The sequence below is a fragment of the Pseudomonas sp. KK18 genome, from assembly GCF_037094675.1.
Lineage (GTDB): Bacteria > Pseudomonadota > Gammaproteobacteria > Pseudomonadales > Pseudomonadaceae > Aquipseudomonas.
Map to the genome: position 1 here is coordinate 815,800 of NZ_CP146605.1, position 18,700 is coordinate 834,499.

Consider the following 18,700-nt stretch of genomic DNA (forward strand, 5'->3'; position numbering starts at 1 on the left):
TTCCGGCGCAGTCGAAACGGAAAACTCCTTGGTAAACAAAGAGTTATGTAGGTTTCGACAGCGAGATGCTTCAGATCATCGAAGCCCAGAAGGAGTTAGTAAGGCAGTGTTGTTTGGCCCTATTAACGGTTCGATCTTCTCGGTCGAAAGCGGAGAAAAAGAGGTGTTGACAGCAGCGTGTAACGCTGTAGAATTCGCCTCCCGCTAACGAGAGATCGGAAGCGCAAGTGGTTGAAGTTACAAAGGAAACTTTGAAAACTTCTGAAAATAATCACTTGACAGCAAATGAGGCTGCTGTAGAATGCGCGCCTCGGTTGAGACGAAAGATCTTAACCAACCGCTCTTTAACAACTGAATCAAGCAATTCGTGTGGGTGCTTGTGGAGTCAGACTGATAGTCAACAAGATTATCAGCATCACAAGTTACTCCGCGAGAAATCAAAGATGTAACCAACGATTGCTGAGCCAAGTTTAGGGTTTCTTAAAAACCCAAAGATGTTTGAACTGAAGAGTTTGATCATGGCTCAGATTGAACGCTGGCGGCAGGCCTAACACATGCAAGTCGAGCGGTAGAGAGAAGCTTGCTTCTCTTGAGAGCGGCGGACGGGTGAGTAATGCCTAGGAATCTGCCTGGTAGTGGGGGATAACGTCCGGAAACGGACGCTAATACCGCATACGTCCTACGGGAGAAAGCAGGGGACCTTCGGGCCTTGCGCTATCAGATGAGCCTAGGTCGGATTAGCTAGTTGGTGGGGTAATGGCTCACCAAGGCGACGATCCGTAACTGGTCTGAGAGGATGATCAGTCACACTGGAACTGAGACACGGTCCAGACTCCTACGGGAGGCAGCAGTGGGGAATATTGGACAATGGGCGAAAGCCTGATCCAGCCATGCCGCGTGTGTGAAGAAGGTCTTCGGATTGTAAAGCACTTTAAGTTGGGAGGAAGGGCAGTAAATTAATACTTTGCTGTTTTGACGTTACCGACAGAATAAGCACCGGCTAACTCTGTGCCAGCAGCCGCGGTAATACAGAGGGTGCAAGCGTTAATCGGAATTACTGGGCGTAAAGCGCGCGTAGGTGGTTCGTTAAGTTGGATGTGAAATCCCCGGGCTCAACCTGGGAACTGCATTCAAAACTGACGAGCTAGAGTATGGTAGAGGGTGGTGGAATTTCCTGTGTAGCGGTGAAATGCGTAGATATAGGAAGGAACACCAGTGGCGAAGGCGACCACCTGGACTGATACTGACACTGAGGTGCGAAAGCGTGGGGAGCAAACAGGATTAGATACCCTGGTAGTCCACGCCGTAAACGATGTCAACTAGCCGTTGGGAGCCTTGAGCTCTTAGTGGCGCAGCTAACGCATTAAGTTGACCGCCTGGGGAGTACGGCCGCAAGGTTAAAACTCAAATGAATTGACGGGGGCCCGCACAAGCGGTGGAGCATGTGGTTTAATTCGAAGCAACGCGAAGAACCTTACCAGGCCTTGACATCCAATGAACTTTCTAGAGATAGATTGGTGCCTTCGGGAACATTGAGACAGGTGCTGCATGGCTGTCGTCAGCTCGTGTCGTGAGATGTTGGGTTAAGTCCCGTAACGAGCGCAACCCTTGTCCTTAGTTACCAGCACGTTATGGTGGGCACTCTAAGGAGACTGCCGGTGACAAACCGGAGGAAGGTGGGGATGACGTCAAGTCATCATGGCCCTTACGGCCTGGGCTACACACGTGCTACAATGGTCGGTACAGAGGGTTGCCAAGCCGCGAGGTGGAGCTAATCCCAGAAAACCGATCGTAGTCCGGATCGCAGTCTGCAACTCGACTGCGTGAAGTCGGAATCGCTAGTAATCGCGAATCAGAATGTCGCGGTGAATACGTTCCCGGGCCTTGTACACACCGCCCGTCACACCATGGGAGTGGGTTGCACCAGAAGTAGCTAGTCTAACCTTCGGGGGGACGGTTACCACGGTGTGATTCATGACTGGGGTGAAGTCGTAACAAGGTAGCCGTAGGGGAACCTGCGGCTGGATCACCTCCTTAATCGACGACATCAGCTGCTCCATAAGTTCCCACACGAATTGCTTGATTCATTGAAGAAGACGATAGAAGCAGCTTTAAGCTCCAAGCTGATAGCTCTTAGCTAATCAGTTACGCGCTCGAAATTGGGTCTGTAGCTCAGTTGGTTAGAGCGCACCCCTGATAAGGGTGAGGTCGGCAGTTCGAATCTGCCCAGACCCACCAATTTTGTTATGGGGCCATAGCTCAGCTGGGAGAGCGCCTGCCTTGCACGCAGGAGGTCAACGGTTCGATCCCGTTTGGCTCCACCATTAACTGTTTCTACTGTTAGAGTTTAGAAATGAATATTCGCCAATGAATATTGATTTCTAGTCTTTGATTAGATCGTTCTTTAAAAATTTGGGTATGTGATAGAAAGATAGACTGAACGTTACTTTCACTGGTAACGGATCAGGCTAAGGTAAAATTTGTAAGTAATTGCGAATTTTCGGCGAATGTCGTCTTCACAGTATAACCAGATTGCTTGGGGTTATATGGTCAAGTGAAGAAGCGCATACGGTGGATGCCTTGGCAGTCAGAGGCGATGAAAGACGTGGTAGCCTGCGAAAAGCTTCGGGGAGTCGGCAAACAGACTTTGATCCGGAGATGTCTGAATGGGGGAACCCAGCCATCATAAGATGGTTACCTTACACTGAATACATAGGTGTATGGAGCGAACCAGGGGAACTGAAACATCTAAGTACCCTGAGGAAAAGAAATCAACCGAGATTCCCTTAGTAGTGGCGAGCGAACGGGGACTAGCCCTTAAGTGGCTTTGAGATTAGCGGAACGCTCTGGAAAGTGCGGCCATAGTGGGTGATAGCCCTGTACGCGAAAATCTCTTAGTCATGAAATCGAGTAGGACGGAGCACGAGAAACTTTGTCTGAATATGGGGGGACCATCCTCCAAGGCTAAATACTACTGACTGACCGATAGTGAACTAGTACCGTGAGGGAAAGGCGAAAAGAACCCCGGAGAGGGGAGTGAAATAGATCCTGAAACCGTATGCGTACAAGCAGTGGGAGCAGACTTTGTTCTGTGACTGCGTACCTTTTGTATAATGGGTCAGCGACTTATTTTCAGTGGCGAGCTTAACCGAATAGGGGAGGCGTAGCGAAAGCGAGTCTTAATAGGGCGTCTAGTCGCTGGGAATAGACCCGAAACCGGGCGATCTATCCATGGGCAGGTTGAAGGTTGGGTAACACTAACTGGAGGACCGAACCGACTACCGTTGAAAAGTTAGCGGATGACCTGTGGATCGGAGTGAAAGGCTAATCAAGCTCGGAGATAGCTGGTTCTCCTCGAAAGCTATTTAGGTAGCGCCTCATGTATCACTGTAGGGGGTAGAGCACTGTTTCGGCTAGGGGGTCATCCCGACTTACCAAACCGATGCAAACTCCGAATACCTACAAGTGCCGAGCATGGGAGACACACGGCGGGTGCTAACGTCCGTCGTGAAAAGGGAAACAACCCAGACCGTCAGCTAAGGTCCCAAAGTTATGGTTAAGTGGGAAACGATGTGGGAAGGCTTAGACAGCTAGGAGGTTGGCTTAGAAGCAGCCACCCTTTAAAGAAAGCGTAATAGCTCACTAGTCGAGTCGGCCTGCGCGGAAGATGTAACGGGGCTCAAACCATACACCGAAGCTACGGGTATCACCTTCGGGTGATGCGGTAGAGGAGCGTTCTGTAAGCCTGTGAAGGTGAGTTGAGAAGCTTGCTGGAGGTATCAGAAGTGCGAATGCTGACATGAGTAACGATAATGGGTGTGAAAAACACCCACGCCGAAAGACCAAGGTTTCCTGCGCAACGTTAATCGACGCAGGGTTAGTCGGTCCCTAAGGCGAGGCTGAAAAGCGTAGTCGATGGAAAACAGGTTAATATTCCTGTACTTCTGGTTATTGCGATGGAGGGACGGAGAAGGCTAGGCCAGCTTGGCGTTGGTTGTCCAAGTTTAAGGTGGTAGGCTGGAATCTTAGGTAAATCCGGGATTCTAAGGCCGAGAGCTGATGACGAGTTATCTTTTAGATGACGAAGTGGTTGATGCCATGCTTCCAAGAAAAGCTTCTAAGCTTCAGGTAACCAGGAACCGTACCCCAAACCGACACAGGTGGTTGGGTAGAGAATACCAAGGCGCTTGAGAGAACTCGGGTGAAGGAACTAGGCAAAATGGCACCGTAACTTCGGGAGAAGGTGCGCCGGTGAGGGTGAAGGACTTGCTCCGTAAGCTCATGCCGGTCGAAGATACCAGGCCGCTGCGACTGTTTATTAAAAACACAGCACTCTGCAAACACGAAAGTGGACGTATAGGGTGTGACGCCTGCCCGGTGCCGGAAGGTTAATTGATGGGGTTAGCTAACGCGAAGCTCTTGATCGAAGCCCCGGTAAACGGCGGCCGTAACTATAACGGTCCTAAGGTAGCGAAATTCCTTGTCGGGTAAGTTCCGACCTGCACGAATGGCGTAACGATGGCGGCGCTGTCTCCACCCGAGACTCAGTGAAATTGAAATCGCTGTGAAGATGCAGTGTATCCGCGGCTAGACGGAAAGACCCCGTGAACCTTTACTATAGCTTTGCACTGGACTTTGAATTTGCTTGTGTAGGATAGGTGGGAGGCTTTGAAGCGTGGACGCCAGTTCGCGTGGAGCCAACCTTGAAATACCACCCTGGCAACTTTGAGGTTCTAACTCAGGTCCGTTATCCGGATCGAGGACAGTGTATGGTGGGTAGTTTGACTGGGGCGGTCTCCTCCTAAAGAGTAACGGAGGAGTACGAAGGTGCGCTCAGACCGGTCGGAAATCGGTCGTAGAGTATAAAGGCAAAAGCGCGCTTGACTGCGAGACAGACACGTCGAGCAGGTACGAAAGTAGGTCTTAGTGATCCGGTGGTTCTGTATGGAAGGGCCATCGCTCAACGGATAAAAGGTACTCCGGGGATAACAGGCTGATACCGCCCAAGAGTTCATATCGACGGCGGTGTTTGGCACCTCGATGTCGGCTCATCACATCCTGGGGCTGAAGCCGGTCCCAAGGGTATGGCTGTTCGCCATTTAAAGTGGTACGCGAGCTGGGTTTAGAACGTCGTGAGACAGTTCGGTCCCTATCTGCCGTGGACGTTTGAGATTTGAGAGGGGCTGCTCCTAGTACGAGAGGACCGGAGTGGACGAACCTCTGGTGTTCCGGTTGTCACGCCAGTGGCATTGCCGGGTAGCTATGTTCGGAATAGATAACCGCTGAAAGCATCTAAGCGGGAAACTAGCCTCAAGATGAGATCTCACTGGAACCTTGAGTTCCCTGAAGGGCCGTCGAAGACTACGACGTTGATAGGTTGGGTGTGTAAGCGCTGTGAGGCGTTGAGCTAACCAATACTAATTGCCCGTGAGGCTTGACCATATAACACCCAAGCAATTTGCGTCGAAGAGACCAGATTGCGGTGTGTGAAGACGAAACGAACCGAAAGTTCGAGATCTTACAAACACCTAGCTATCACATACCCAATTTGCTGAAGCGAGGCCAGCTGGCCACGACTCAGTACCCGAATTTCTTGACGACCATAGAGCATTGGAACCACCTGATCCCATCCCGAACTCAGCAGTGAAACGATGCATCGCCGATGGTAGTGTGGGGTTTCCCCATGTGAGAGTAGGTCATCGTCAAGATTAAATTCCAGAACCCCTGATTGCTTACGCAGTCAGGGGTTTTGTTTTGCGCGGTCGGAAAGTATGGCGAGCGTCTCCAAGTGTTCCTCACTTGCAGCCTACGATTGTCTTCAATGCTAAAGTCCATCCCTCGATTTTGCTTTTCCCAAGGAAGCCGTTATGCCGGATGCGACGTCCCTCAGTGCTGGATTCATGGTGGTTCACGGCAACCGCCTGGATGAGCTGCGCAGCCTGGTTGTCAGCTGGATGCGCCGTTACCCGCTGGCTCCCCTGGAAAACGAAATCGCCCTGGTACAAAGCAACGGCATTGCCCAGTGGCTGAAACTGGCGCTGGCTGAAGACCCTGAAGACGACGACATGGGCGGTTGCGGCATCGCTGCCGCTATTGATGTGCAGCTTCCCGGTAGCTTCATGTGGCAGCTCTATCGCATGGTCCTGGGCAAAGACGAAATCCCGCCCAAGTCCCTGCTGGATAAAGCCCCACTGACCTGGCGTCTCATGCGCCTGTTGCCGGAGCTGATCGATCAGCCCCATTTCGAACCCCTGCAACGCTTCCTGACCCACGATACGGATCTGCGCAAACGCTACCAACTCGCGGAACGCCTCGCCGACCTGTTCGACCAATACCAGGTCTACCGTGCCGACTGGCTGGAAGATTGGGCTGCCGGTCGCCATCAACTGCGCAATGGCCGTGGCGAATCCAAACCTTTGAGCCCGGCCAACTGCTGGCAAGCCGAACTATGGCGCGCCCTGCTGTTGGACGTAGGAGAGGAGGGCATGGCTCAAAGTCGCGCCGGAGTTCACCAACGCTTTATCGAGCGCATCAATAGCCTGGAGCAGGCACCGATAGGCCTGCCCTCCCGCGTGATCGTCTTCGGCATTTCCTCCTTGCCAGCCCAAGCGCTGGAAGCCCTTGCCGGCCTCGCCCGTTTCAGCCAGGTGCTGCTGTGTGTGCACAACCCTTGTCGCCATCACTGGTCCGACATCGTCGCCGACAAAGACCTGCTCCGAAACGAATACAAGCGCCAGGCACGCAAGGCCGGAATGCCGGTCACCATCGACCCGCAAACCCTGCATCAGCACGCCCACCCGCTGCTCGCTGCCTGGGGTAAGCAAGGTCGCGACTACATCAACCTGTTGGACAGCTACGACGACCCCAACAGTTACCGCTCGGCATTCCGTGACGGTCGTATCGACCTGTTCAGCGAGAGCGAGCCCACCACCTTGCTCAACCAACTCCAGGACGACATCCTCGAACTGCGCCCCCTCAACGAAACCCGTGAACTCTGGCCAAGCGTCGACCTGGCGCGCGACACTTCCATTCGCTTCCACATCGCCCACAGTGCCCAACGCGAAGTTGAAGTTCTTCACGACCAGTTACTGCAGCGCTTCAGCGCCGACCCCACGCTGCGCCCACGGGACATCATCGTCATGGTCCCCGACGTCGACAGCTACGCGCCGCATATTCGCGCCGTATTCGGCCAGCTTGAAAGAAGCGACCTACGCTTCATTCCGTTCACGCTTACGGACCAGGGCCAGCGCGGCCGCGATCCGTTACTGATCGCCGTCGAGCACCTGCTCAAGCTCCCGGACAGCCGCTTTCCGGTCAGCGAAATCCTCGACCTGCTCGACGTCCCGGCACTGCGGGAACGCTTCGCCATCAAGGAACGCGACCTGCCGACCCTGCACCGCTGGATCGAAGGCGCCGGTATCCGTTGGGGCCTCAACGCCGAACAACGCGCCGGCCTCGGCTTGCCCCAGGAGCTGGAGCAAAACAGCTGGCGGTTCGGCCTACGTCGCATGCTCCTGGGCTACGCCGTTGGTACGGGCTCTGCCTGCGATGGCATCGAGCCGTACGATGAAATCGGCGGCCTCGATGCGGCCTTGATAGGACCGCTGGTCGCACTGCTCGATGCGCTGCACGATGCCCACCAGGCACTTTCGCAACCTGCCGCGCCGACAGAGTGGGGCGAGCGCCTGCAAAACCTGATGCAGTTGTTCTTCCTCCCGAGCAACGAGCACGACGACTACCTGTTGGGTCAACTCGAGCAACTGAGAGAAACCTGGCTGGAGACCTGCGAGTCCGTCGGACTGCATGACGAATTACCCCTGACCGTAGTCCGCGAGGCCTGGCTGGCAGGCCTCGACCAAGGCCGGCTGTCCCAGCGCTTCCTCGCGGGAGCTGTCAATTTTTGTACCTTGATGCCCATGCGCGCGATCCCATTCAAGCTGGTTTGCCTACTTGGCATGAACGATGGCGACTACCCACGCGCACAACCGCCGCTGGACTTTGACCTGATGGGCAGCGACTACCGCCCAGGCGATCGGTCACGTCGCGAAGACGACCGCTACCTGTTGCTCGAAGCCCTGCTCTCCGCCCGCGACCAGCTCTACATCAGTTGGGTCGGCCGCAGTATCCGCGACAACAGTGACCGCCCGGCATCGGTCCTGATCGGGCAGTTGCGCGACCACATCGGCAGCGGCTGGCACACCACCAGTGGCGAACCACTCCTGGAAGCCACCACCCAGGAACACCCGCTCCAGCCCTTCAGCGCCCGCTACTTCCATGAAGGTGACAAGCTGTTCAGCTACGCCCGCGAATGGCAGTTGCTCCACGCAACCCCGGACAGCGTGCCCGATACCGGCAGCCTCGCACCCTACACCCAGGAAGAACCGCTGAGCCTCGGCCAACTGCAAGACTTCCTGCGCAACCCGGTCAAACACTTCTTCAGCCAGCGCCTGAAAGTATTTTTCGAAGCCGCCGAAGTCCCGCTGGAAGATGAAGAACCCTTCGTCCTCGATGCACTGCAGCGCTATAGCCTGAGCGACAGTTTGCTCACGGCGGCACTCACCCGCCCCGACAACCTCGACGAAGCCCTCAACGCCCAGGCCCTGCGTCTGCAAGGCAGTGGCTTGTTGCCGATGGTTGGTTTCGGCGAATGCCTGCGCAAAGAACTGATCGAGCCTCTGCCCGACCTGTTGCAGCGTTACCAGCAACTCCTGGCACTTTGGCCCACTGCGCACACCAGCGCCGAACCGATCAGTTTTGAGCATCAAGGCATCCAGCTGGAAGGTTGGATCAGTGGCCTGCATCAACGCAGCGATGGCGACTTTCTAAGCGTCACCGCCATCCCCAACAGCATCGGCTCGATCAAGACCCGTAAGTGGCATCGCCTGATTCGCCCATGGGTCAACCACCTGGTGGCCTGCGCCTGCGGTCTTCCGTTAAGTACCGGCCTGGTCGCCAGCGACGACACACTGCTATTGGCCCCACTTGAGCAAGCCACATCCCGGGAGCTCCTCGGCAACCTGCTGCTCGCCTGGAAAACCGGCATGAGCGAACCACTGCCGGTCGCCGTTAAAACCGCATTCGCCTGGCTCGGTCAAACCGACCCGGCCAAAGCGCAAGCCGCCGCCAGCAAAGCCTACGAAGGCGACGGCCAAACCAGCGACGGCGAGCGCCGTGAAAGCCCTGCGCTCATCCGACAGTACCCCGACTACGCCGCCTTGATGGCCAGCGAAGAGTTCGAAGGCTGGTGCGAAACCCTCTATCGACCGTTGATCAACGCTCCCTGGCGATCACTCACCAGCGCGGAGGCCAGCGCATGAGCGGTACAAAACCCCTGGCCCTGGCCTTCCCGCTCAAGGGTAGCCAACTGATCGAAGCCAGTGCCGGCACAGGCAAGACATTTACCATCTCAGCGCTCTACCTGCGTCTGGTACTCGGCCACGGAGGGGACGAATCGGGCTTCGGCCGCGAGTTGCTGCCGCCGCAAATTCTCGTCGTGACCTTTACTGATGCCGCCACCAAAGAGCTGCGTGAACGCATCCGAATCCGCCTGGCAGAAGCCGCGCGTTTTTTCCGCGAAGAAATCGAAGAACCCGACGCGTTGATCGCCGAACTGCGCGACCAATACAGCCCCGCACAATGGCCCGGCTGCGCCAATCGCCTGGACATCGCCGCCCAGTGGATGGATGAAGCCGCCGTCTCGACCATTCACAGCTGGTGCCAGCGCATGCTGCGCGAGCACGCCTTCGACAGCGGGAGCCTGTTCACCCAGACCCTGGAGACCGACCACAGCGACCTGCTCGGCGAAGTGCTGCGCGACTACTGGCGGCTGTTCTGCTACCCGATGCACGACGATGCGCTGAACTGGGTGCGCAACAATTGGGGCGGCCCGGCGGCCCTGATGCCACGGGTACGCGCGCTGTTCGGCAGCGAGCGGCCCACGGATGAAACGCGTGACCCCGCCGAGCTGATCAACGAATGCCTGCAAGAGCGCCGCCAAGCCCTCGTCGCGCTCAAGGCACCCTGGCAACAATGGGCAGAAGAATTGCGCAACATTTGCCTGCAGGCCGTCGCCGCCAAAGCCGTCGATGGTCGCAAGATGCAAGCCCGTTACTTTGAACCCTGGTTCGAAAAAATCAGCGCCTGGGCAGCTGACGAGTCTCTCGAACAACTGGACATCGGCACCGGTTTCACCCGCCTGACCCCCGACGGCATGGCCGAAGCCTGGAAAGGCGAACCACCCCGCCATCCGGGTATCGACGCCATGGCCAGTCTCAAGGCCAGCCTCGACGCCCTGCCAACGCCCGATGCTGCTGTGCTGCAACACGCCGCCGGCTGGGTGGGAAAACGCTTCGAAGAAGAAAAGCGCCGGCGCGCCGAAATGGGCTTCGACGACATGCTGATCCGCCTCAACGCCGCCCTGCAAGCCGACGGCGGCGAGCGTTTGGCCAGCGTGATCCGCGAGCAATTCCCGGTCGCCCTGATCGACGAATTCCAGGACACCGACCCGGTGCAATACAGCATCTTCGACAGTATCTACCGCATCGAAGAAAACCACCTCGACAGCGGCCTGTTCCTGATCGGCGACCCAAAGCAGGCGATCTACGCCTTCCGTGGCGCCGACATCTACACCTACCTGCGCGCGCGCCAGTCCACCACCGGCCGCCATCACACCCTGGGCACCAACTTCCGTTCGAGCCACGCCATGGTCGAGGCGGTAAACCACGTATTCCAGCGCGCAGAAAAAGGCCGTGGAGCGTTCCTGTTCCGTGAACCAGACGGTACGAATCCGGTGCCGTTCCAGTCGGTATTGTCCCAAGGCCGTAAGGAACAACTGCAGGTCAACGGTCAGACGTTGCCTGCGCTGAATCTCTGGCATCTACCCACCGACCAGCCGATCTCCGGCGTGCTCTACCGCCAACAGTTGGCCGCGTCCTGTGCCAGTCAAATCGTCGCGTTACTCAATGGCGGCCAGCAGGGAACTGCCGGATTCCTCGGCAAAGACGCTAGCTTCAAAGGCGTGCTGCCGTCAGACATCGCCATCCTCGTGCGCGACGGCAAGGAAGCCCAGGCCGTGCGCGGTGAACTGGCTACCCGTGGCGTGCGCAGCGTTTACCTCTCCGATAAGGATTCCGTGTTCGCCGCCCAGGAAGCCCACGACCTGCTGGCCTGGCTCAAGGCCTGTGCCGAGCCGGACGTCGAGCGCCCACTGCGCGCCGCCCTGGCTTGCGTCACCTTGAACCTGTCGCTGCCCGAACTGGAGCGTCTGAACCAGGACGAACTGGCGTGGGAACAACGCGTAATGCAGTTCCGCGATTACCGTACGATCTGGCGCACCCAAGGCGTGCTGCCGATGCTGCGGCGCCTGTTGCACGACTTCAAATTGCCGCAAACCCTGATCACCCGCGGCGATGGCGAGCGGGTATTGACCAACCTGTTGCACCTCTCGGAATTGCTGCAACAGGCGGCCGCAGAGCTGGACGGTGAACAAGCGCTGATTCGCCATCTGGCCGAACATCTCGCGCTTTCCGGCCAGGCCGGTGAAGAGCAGATCCTGCGCCTGGAAAGTGATGAACAGCTGGTCAAAGTGGTAACGATCCACAAATCCAAGGGGCTGGAATACGACCTGGTTTTCCTGCCGTTCATTTGCTCGGCAAAACCGGTTGATGGCAGCCGCCTGCCGTTGCATTACCACGACGCAAACGGCAAATCCCAGGTCAGCCTCAGGCCCACCGCCGAGTTGATCGCCCAAGCCGACGATGAGCGCCTGGCCGAAGACTTGCGTCTGTTTTACGTGGCGCTGACCCGCGCCAAACACGCCTGCTGGCTGGGCATCGCCGACCTCAAGCGTGGCAATAACAACAGCTCGGTGCTGCACCTGTCGGCCCTGGGCTACTTGCTCGGCGGCGGCGCCGCACTTGGCGAGTCCGGCGGCCTGGCCCGCTGGTTGCTTGACCTGCAGGAAGGTTGCCCGGCACTGCATTACGCAGAAATGCCCGAGGCCGATGCGGTCGTATTCCACCCGCCGCGTAACGAAGCCACCTTGCTCGCGCCGCTGCTGCCCAAGCGCAAGGCGGCAGAAAACTGGTGGATCGCTTCCTACAGTGCGCTGCGTATCGGCGAGAGCATGAGTGCGGCGAGCCTCGAAGCGCCGGAAAGCCCACAAGCGCAGAAGCTGTTCGATGACGAACGCCTCGACCCGGATGCCCCACGCGAAGTGCCGGCTTCCGGTGGCGATATTCACCGTTTCCCACGCGGGCCGAATCCCGGCACCTTTCTCCATGGCCTGCTGGAATGGGCGGGCGGCGAAGGCTTCAATGTTACCCCGGAGGCCATCGAAGATGCGGTCGCCCGCCGCTGCAACCGACGCGGCTGGGAAGGCTGGATCGGCACACTCGGCGGTTGGCTCGGGCATCTGTTGCAAGCCCGGTTGCCGCTGGGCAACGGGCAGGTGGCCCTTAGCGAGTTGCGGCAGTACCAGATCGAAATGGAGTTCTGGTTTGCCAGCCACAAGGTCGACGTCCTCGCACTCGACAAACTGGTGTGCCAGCACACTCACAATGGCGTATCCCGCGTGGCCGCCGAACCGGTGCTGCTCAATGGCATGTTCAAGGGTTTTATCGACCTGACCTTTGAGCACGAAGGCCGCTACTACGTGGCCGACTACAAATCCAATTGGCTTGGTCCCGATGATTCGGCCTACACGCAGCAGGCCATGGAACTGTCGATCCTCGACCATCGTTACGACCTGCAATACGTACTTTACCTGCTGGCCCTGCATCGCCAGCTGAAGGCGCGGCTGCCGGATTACGACTACGACCGTCACGTCGGCGGCGCGTTGTACCTGTTCCTGCGGGGCACCCATTCCGCGAGCCAGGGCGCGTATTTCACCCGACCACCCCGGGAATTGATCGAAAGCCTGGACCTGCTGTTCCAGGGCAAACCGCTGCCACCCAAGGCCGAGCCCGCCTGGGAACAAGGAGAGCTGCTATGAGCCTGTCGCCGTTACCGCTTGAGGAGCTGACGCCCCTCAGCCGCGCCGCCGACCTGGTGCAACTGCTCGATCTCTGGGTGCAGCGCGGCTGGTTGCGCGCGCTGGACAAGGCCTTTGTCGGCTTCCTCCACGAACTCGATCCGCAGGCTGATCCTTTAGTCCTGCTGGCCGCGGCCCTGACCAGCCACCAACTGGGCCATGGCCATGTATGCCTGGACCTGTTCGAAACCCTCAAGGCCCCGGATTTCGCTCTGTCGCTGCCACCCGAAGGCGATGTGCAAACCGGCGTCATGCTGCTGCCATCGCAGTTGCTCGACGGCCTGGACGGCGCCCATTGGTGCCATGCCCTGGCCGCCAGCCGTCTGGTGGCACTGGCCGTCGACGGCAGCGAGGAGGCGCAAAGCCGGCCACTGGTGCTGTCGGGCAAGCGCCTGTACTTGCGCCGCTACTGGACCTACGAACGGCGCATCGACAGCGCTTTGCGCCTGCGACTCGCCACCCGGGAAAGCGTTGCCGCCGATCTGCCCGAACGCCTGAATCGCCTGTTCGACCAGGCCCCGCCAGACGGTGTTGTCGACTGGCAAAAACTCGCCTGCGCCTTGGCCACCCGCGGTGCATTCAGCATCGTCACCGGCGGGCCGGGTACCGGCAAGACCACCACGGTGGTGCGTTTGCTTGCACTGTTGCAGGCCCCCGCCGTGGAAGCGGGCAGCGCGTTGCGCATCCGTCTGGCGGCGCCCACCGGCAAGGCGGCCGCGCGCTTGACCGAGTCCATCAGCCAGCAAGTGCTGTCTCTGAAAGTGCCTGATGCGGTGAAGGAAAAAATTCCGACCCAGGTCACCACCGTTCACCGTTTGCTCGGCAGCCGTCCCGGCACCCGACACTTCCGGCATCACATCGGCAATCCGTTGCCCCTGGATGTGCTGGTAGTGGACGAAGCCTCGATGATCGACCTGGAAATGATGGCCAACCTGCTGGACGCCTTGCCACCCCATGCTCGCCTGGTACTGCTGGGTGACAAGGACCAGTTGGCCTCGGTTGAAGCCGGGGCGGTGCTGGGGGATTTGTGCCGCGACGCCGAAGCCGGTTTCTACAGCCCGCAAACCCGCCAGTGGCTGCAACAGGTCAGCGGCGAAGACCTCGGCGCCAGCGGCCTGCAGGAAGACCTCGACGGTAGCCACCCCTTGGCGCAACAAGTGGTGATGCTGCGTTACTCGCGGCGTTTCGGCGAAGGCAGCGGCATTGGCCAGCTGGCCCGCTGGGTCAACCAGCAAAACCCTGAGCAGGCCCGCAAACTGCTGGCTGCCCGCAGCCATGCCGACCTGTTTTGCGTCGGCCTCAAGGGCGAGCACGACCATGCCCTGGAGCGCCTGGTGCTGGACGGCCATGGCGACGGTGCCCACGGTTATCGCCATTACCTGAAACTGCTGCAGACCGCGCGTCCGTCCCTGGACACGCCACGGGATGACGAGGCCTGGACGCTCTGGGCGCAAAAGCTGCTGAAAGCCTTCGACGCTTTCCAGCTGCTCTGCGCCGTACGCAAGGGCCCATGGGGCGTGGAGGGCTTGAACCTGCGCATCACCGCCGCGCTGCTCAAGGCCCGGCTGATCGACAGCGACCAGCAATGGTACGAAGGGCGTCCGGTGTTGATGACTCGCAACGATTACGGCCTGGGCCTGATGAACGGCGATATCGGTATCGCCCTCAAGCTGCCCGAAAGCGACGGTGGGCCGCAGGTTCTGCGCGTCGCGTTCCCGCGCAACGATGGCCAGGGCGGCGTACGGTTTGTGTTGCCCAGCCGGCTCAACGACGTCGAAACCGTCTACGCGATGACGGTGCATAAATCTCAGGGCTCTGAATTCACCCACACCGCACTGATTTTGCCGGACGCCTTGAACCCGGTGCTTACCAAAGAGCTGATCTACACCGGCATCACCCGCGCCAAGGACTGGTTCAGCCTGATCGAACCCCGGGGGGGCGTATTCGAAGAGGCGGTGAGCCGTAAGGTGAAACGCTTGAGTGGGCTGATGCTGGAACTGGGCACTTGATCGTCAAAGAAGCTGACCAATGAGTCATCTAAATTTTCTGATCCAAATGTGTGATTTTTCTTAATAAAATGTCGGAATCCTCCTAGGTGTCGCCTCGGGGGTTTTCCGCCGTTGTGCTATCGTTGCGGCATCATCCCGAGAAGATCAAAGAGAATCGCTGCATGAACGTGGCTGTCTCGCCCACAGAGCGAAGTTTGAGCTGGAGACGAATGCTGCTGTTGGCGCTTCTGTGCGTGTTCACGCCCCTCGTTTTTGCCCAGCCGCCTGCCGGCATGGCCGATCAGCGGGCCAAGGCCGTCACCCAAGTGGTCCTGGGAATTCTCAGTTACGCCCGCTGGCCGGTAGAGCCCGCGCAATTGCGTTTGTGCATCGTCGGGCCAACCCAATACACCGATGACCTGGTCAAAGGCACCACCCAGGCTACCGGCCGTCCGGTAGTGGTGCAGCGTTTGCTGGCCGACCATCCAGACATCGCCAATGCCTGCGATGCCGTGTACATCGGCCAATTGACCAGCGACGAGCGCAGCCGCCTGTTCGCGGCATTGATCGGCCATCCGGTGCTCAGCATCAGCGAAGGCGGCGACCAATGCACCGTGGGCAGCCTGTTCTGCCTGCGGGTAGCCGACGAGCAGGTGTCGTTCGAGGTCAACCTGGATTCCGTTGCCCGTAGCGGTGTGCGCATTCATCCGAGTGTGCTGCAGCTGTCCCGACGTCGAGCGCCGGGGTCATGAGTGTCGATAAGGCGCCAGTGCGTCCAACCTTGCGTTCAGTGATCGGGCGCGGGCACCTGAGCTTGGCGCTGATGGCCGTCAGCATGGCCAGTATTTCCCTGACCCTGCTCGGCGTGCTCGCGCTGCGGGTGTATGCCGACCACAACCTGCACCTGATCGCCCGCTCCATCAACTACACCGTGGAAGCGGCCGTGGTGTTCAACGACAGCGCGGCGGCCACCGAGGCGTTGGGCGTGATCGCCTCGGAGGAAGAAGTGGCCGAGGCGGAAGTCTTCAACGTCGACGGCAAGCAACTGGCCCATTGGGAGCGCCCTGAAACCGGGATGCTGTCGATGATTGAGCTGCAGTTGGCGCATGCCCTGCTCGAACAACCCATCACCCAGCCGATCCTGCACCAGGGCCAGGTCATCGGCAGCGTGCACCTGACCGGCCACGGCGGCAGCCTGTTGCGCTTCCTGCTCAGCGGCCTGGCCGGGATTCTGGTGTGCACCGCCCTCAGCGCCTGGGTTGCACTGTACCTGGCGCGGCGTTTGTTACGCGGCATCACCGGACCGTTGCACAGCCTGGCCTCGGTAGCCCACGCCGCCCGAAGCGAGCGGGCCTTTGACCGACGCGTACCGCCGGCGAAAATCGCCGAACTCGACAGCCTGGGCAATGACTTCAATGCCCTGCTCGACGAACTGGAGGCCTGGCAGACCCACCTGCAAAGCGAAAACGAAACCCTCGCCCACCAGGCCAGCCACGACAGCCTGACCGGGCTGCCCAACCGTGCGTTCTTCGAAGGTCGGCTGATCCGCGCCCTGCGCAGCGCCGCCAAGCTCAACGAGAAAGTAGCGGTCTTGTTCCTCGACAGCGACCGCTTTAAAGACATCAACGACAACTTCGGCCACGCCGCCGGCGATGCGGTATTGGTGGCAGTGGCTACGCGCATTCGTGCGCAACTGCGTGAAGACGACCTGGTGGCACGCCTGGGCGGCGATGAATTCGCCATCTTGCTGTCGCCTCTGCACCGACTTGAGGACGCCCAGCGCATTGCCGAAAAAATCATCGCCAGCATGGACGCGCCCATTGCGCTGCCCGGCGACGCCCACGTATTGACCTCACTCAGTATCGGCATCGCCGTCTACCCCGATCATGGCGCCACCCCCGGTAACCTGCTCAACGCCGCCGATGCGGCGATGTACCAGGCCAAACGGCTTTCCCAGGGTGGCCAGCAAACGGCGGAATCGGAGTCCCCCGCCGCCGACGTTCAACACAGGAGTTGATCCCTTGTTCTCGACCGCACGCTTTTTATTCATCACCTTGCTCGTGGCTCTGCTCGCCCTGAGCGGCTGCCAGACCCCGCCGCCCAAAGGCCTGACACCGGCGCAAATCGCCGTGCTCAAACAGCAGGGTTTTGAACTGACTGACGAAGGCTGGGCCTTCGGCCTCTCGGGCAAGGTGCTGTTTGGCAGCGACGTCGAAAGTCTGAATGCCCCCAGCACCGAGATCGTCCAGCGCATCGGCAAGGCGCTGCTGGGCGTGGGCATTGAGCGCGTGCGGGTCGACGGCCACACCGACGCCTCGGGCAAGGAAACCTACAACCAGCAACTGTCCCTGCGCCGAGCCAAAAGCGTCGCGCACGTGTTGGCAGGCGTTGGGATGAAAGAAGAAAACGTACAACTGCGCGGACTGGGCAGCAGCGAGCCGGTGGCGTCCAACGCGACAGCGGCGGGGCGAACCGAGAATCGCCGGGTGTCGATTGTGGTGATTGCGGACTAGTCTGGCTTTCGGGCAGTTCGAGTTGGAATGCAATCAACGTGGGAGCCGGGCTTGCCCGCGATGGCGGTGGATCAGTTGATGTATTGGGTGACTGACACACTGCTATCGCGGGCAAGCCCGGCTCCCACATTTTATTTAATCGGCAAACACCATCTCCCGCGTTTCCCCCATCAACAACGGCTGATTCTGCTCCGTCACCTCACGGATGTAATCCCACAGCAGGGTGATCCGTTTCAACTTCCTCAAGTCCTCGCGGCAGTACATCCAGAACTGCCGCGTAATGTTTATCTCCTTCGAAAGCACCGGCAGCAACCGCGGGTCCTGTGCCGCCAAAAAGCACGGCAGGATCGCCAGCGAGCGCCCTTGCTGCGCCGCCACGTACTGCGCAATCACGCTGGTGCTGCGCAAACTGGCGCTGGCGCCGGGCACCACATTGGCCAGGTACAGCAGCTCCGAACTGAACGCTAAATCATCCACGTAGCTGATAAACGGATGCTCGGCCAGGTCCGCCGCCCGGCGGATGGGCGGGTGCTGGTCCAGGTATTCCTGCGTCGCGTACAGCTGCAGCTTGTAGTCGCACAGCTTGCAGCACACGTACGGCCCATGCTCCGGCCGTTCCAGGGCGATGACGATATCCGCCTCGCGCTTGGACAGGCTGATGAAGTGGGGCAGGGGCAGGATGTCCACCGAGATCGCCGGGTAGGTGTCGACGAAGTGGCTCAGTTGCGGGGTGACGAAGAAGCTGCCGAACCCTTCGGTGCAGCCCATGCGCACGTGGCCGGACAGCGCCACGCCGGACCCGGAAACCTGTTCGCAGGCCATGTGCAACGTGCTTTCGATGGACTCGGCGTAGCCCAGCAGGCGCTGGCCTTCGGTGGTCAATACGAAGCCGTTGGTCCGGGACTTTTCAAACAGGAGAGTGCCCAACGATCCTTCAAGGGAACTGATGCGCCGCGACACCGTGGTGTAGTCCACCGCCAGGCGCTTGGCAGCGACGCTGGCCTTGCGGGTACGCGCGACTTCGAGGAAAAACTTCAGGTCATCCCAGTTCAGGGAGCCCAGTGACGTGATGTTTTTTTGCATATTGGACCGGCTTTTATGTGCGTTCTTATTAGAAGTTTGCACATCTATACTCCAAAAACAGTCCGAACGCCTCATCCTCAAGGCGA

General features: G+C 59.0%; 7 protein-coding genes, 2 tRNA genes and 3 rRNA genes. 11 read left to right on the forward strand and 1 reads right to left on the reverse strand.

Annotated features, from left to right (window positions below; genetic code table 11):
• Positions 1–500: 500 nt before the first annotated feature.
• The 11 genes from V6607_RS03575 (at position 501) to V6607_RS03625 (ending at position 17,531) form a co-directional block, all read left to right on the forward strand.
• A 16S ribosomal RNA gene (locus V6607_RS03575) occupies positions 501–2,037 on the forward strand.
• Between the two features lie 124 nt (positions 2,038–2,161).
• Positions 2,162–2,238 (forward strand) — tRNA-Ile (locus V6607_RS03580).
• 10 nt (positions 2,239–2,248) lie between these two features.
• Positions 2,249–2,324 (forward strand) — tRNA-Ala (locus V6607_RS03585).
• 224 nt (positions 2,325–2,548) lie between these two features.
• Positions 2,549–5,442 (forward strand): 23S ribosomal RNA (locus V6607_RS03590).
• Between the two features lie 150 nt (positions 5,443–5,592).
• A 5S ribosomal RNA gene (rrf, locus tag V6607_RS03595) occupies positions 5,593–5,708 on the forward strand.
• Together the 16S, 23S and 5S rRNA genes with 2 tRNA genes alongside form the textbook arrangement of a ribosomal RNA operon.
• Before the next feature lie 159 nt (positions 5,709–5,867).
• Positions 5,868–9,317 (forward strand): exodeoxyribonuclease V subunit gamma, encoded by a 3,450-nt coding sequence (recC, locus tag V6607_RS03600; RefSeq protein ID WP_134325679.1) that lies wholly within the window; start codon positions 5,868–5,870, stop codon positions 9,315–9,317.
• Positions 9,314–12,991, forward strand: a complete 3,678-nt coding sequence (gene recB / locus V6607_RS03605; protein ID WP_134325680.1) for an exodeoxyribonuclease V subunit beta — start codon at positions 9,314–9,316, stop codon at positions 12,989–12,991. The genes recC and recB overlap by 4 nt, the downstream gene beginning before the upstream one ends.
• Positions 12,988–15,039 carry an exodeoxyribonuclease V subunit alpha gene (recD, locus tag V6607_RS03610; protein ID WP_134325681.1) on the forward strand — a complete coding sequence of 684 codons (2,052 nt, stop codon included), beginning with the start codon at positions 12,988–12,990 and terminating at the stop codon, positions 15,037–15,039. Before recB ends, recD begins: the two co-directional genes overlap by 4 nt.
• A gap of 161 nt (positions 15,040–15,200) precedes the next feature.
• Positions 15,201–15,770: a YfiR family protein gene (locus V6607_RS03615; RefSeq protein WP_032898591.1), complete on the forward strand. Its 570-nt coding sequence runs from the start codon at positions 15,201–15,203 to the stop codon at positions 15,768–15,770.
• Positions 15,767–17,035 (forward strand): diguanylate cyclase, encoded by a 1,269-nt coding sequence (locus tag V6607_RS03620; protein ID WP_003214191.1) that lies wholly within the window; start codon positions 15,767–15,769, stop codon positions 17,033–17,035. Before V6607_RS03615 ends, V6607_RS03620 begins: the two co-directional genes overlap by 4 nt.
• 4 nt (positions 17,036–17,039) lie before the next feature.
• Entirely contained in the window at positions 17,040–17,531 is a 492-nt protein-coding gene (locus tag V6607_RS03625; RefSeq protein ID WP_003214188.1) for an OmpA family protein, read from the forward strand.
• A 135-nt stretch (positions 17,532–17,666) separates the two neighbouring features.
• On the opposite strand, the gene V6607_RS03630 is transcribed toward V6607_RS03625, so the two are convergent.
• Complete coding sequence (locus V6607_RS03630) at positions 17,667–18,614, reverse strand: LysR family transcriptional regulator (protein ID WP_087694895.1); 948 nt, start codon at positions 18,612–18,614, stop codon at positions 17,667–17,669.
• Positions 18,615–18,700: the final 86 nt, after the last annotated feature.